The sequence below is a fragment of the Pseudoclavibacter sp. JSM 162008 genome (genome assembly GCF_041366455.1).
Taxonomy (GTDB): domain Bacteria; phylum Actinomycetota; class Actinomycetes; order Actinomycetales; family Microbacteriaceae; genus Pseudoclavibacter.
In genome coordinates this window covers 1-1,423 of the sequence record NZ_JBEWYX010000041.1, presented here as the reverse complement: position 1 = coordinate 1,423, position 1,423 = coordinate 1, and the positions used below count along the sequence as shown (strand labels likewise).

Here is a 1,423-nt window from a genome sequence, read left to right as displayed (position 1 = left end):
GGCTCATCGCGTTTGAGAGTGTAGGAGTGGGGGAGTGCGTCGTTGCGCTGGTAGAGGTCGAGGTCTCCCATGATGGAAGTTCCTACACACCCATCCGAGAGACCTCGACATGCGTAACGCTACCCTCCAGTCGCCGAACCTCACGACCTTCTGCCGTCTTGACGACCTCGGGCTGGAGGTGACCGGGCAGCTCGTGACGCACGAGCGAACGGTCCTCGTGTGCCGGGTCGTTGAGGCCGATGACTGGTGTCACCGCTGCGGCAGCCAGGGGAGGCTGAGAGACTCGGTGACGCGCAGGCTCGCGCACGAACCTTCCGGATGGCGACCTACTGTGCTCCTGCTCCAGGTGCGCCGCTACCGGTGCGAGCACTGCAAGCACGTTTGGCGGCAAGACACGACCGCCGCGGCCGCACCTCGCGCGAAGCTCTCCCGAGCCGCGCTGCGATGGAGTCTGGTCTCGCTCGTGTGTCAGCATCTCTCGGTCGCGCGAGTCGCTGAAGCGCTTGATGTGTCTTGGGACGCCGCGAACCGCGCCGTCCTGGCCGAAGGGCATCGCTTGCTCATCGACGATGAGCGCCGTTTCGAGCACGTCACCACGATCGGGGTCGATGAGCATGTCTGGAGACACACGCGACACGGAGACAAGTACGTGACCGTGATCATCGACCTCACCCCGATCCGCGCCAAGACAGGCCCATCCCGCCTTCTGGACATGGTCGAGGGCAGATCGAAGGCCGTGTTCCGGGACTGGCTCGAAGCCCGCCCCGACGCATGGCGCACCGGTGTCGAGATCGTCGCGATGGACGGGTTCACGGGCTTCAAGTCCGCCGCGGTCGAACAGCTCCCAGACGCGGTCGAGGTCCTCGATCCGTTCCATGTCGTGAAGCTGGCCGGTGACGCCCTCGATACCTGCCGGCAGCGAGTCCAGCAAGCAACGACCGGACACCGCGGCCGCACGAGCGACCCGCTCTACGGCGTCAGGCGAGCGTTGCGCACCGGGACGACGCTCCTCACTGAGCGTCAGATCGGGCGTCTCGAGAGCGTGTTCGCGAACCCCGAGCATGCCGAGGTCGAGGCTGTCTGGACGATCTATCAACGCGTGATCACTGCCTATCGAGAACCCCGGAAGCAGCTCGGGAAGACCGCGCTGCGCGCCGTGATCAATGCGCTCGCCGAGGCTACCGCGAAGACGGTCCCGGAGCTGGCAACGCTCGGCACCACGTTCAAGCGTCGGGCCGCCGACATCCTCGCGTTCTTCGATCATCCCGGGAGCAGCAACGGCCCGACCGAGGCCATTAACGGGCGCCTCGAGCACCTCCGCGGTATCGCGCTCGGCTTCCGGAACCTGACCCACTACATCGCAAGATCACTCCTCGAGACCGGAGGATTCAGGCCCTCTCTACACTCTCAAACGCGATGAGCC

General features: G+C 65.4%; 1 protein-coding gene. It reads left to right on the top strand.

The window, feature by feature from the left end:
* Positions 1 to 109: 109 nt before the first annotated feature.
* On the top strand, positions 110 to 1,420 hold the full coding sequence (locus ABVF28_RS17175) for an ISL3 family transposase (protein WP_371031452.1): 1,311 nt from the start codon (positions 110 to 112) through the stop codon (positions 1,418 to 1,420).
* Positions 1,421 to 1,423 lie beyond the last annotated feature (3 nt).

Coding starts and splice junctions, on each gene's coding strand:
- ABVF28_RS17175 (WP_371031452.1), top strand. CDS start 110: ATGCGTAACGCTACCCTCCAGTCGCCGAACCTCACGACCTTCTGCCGT.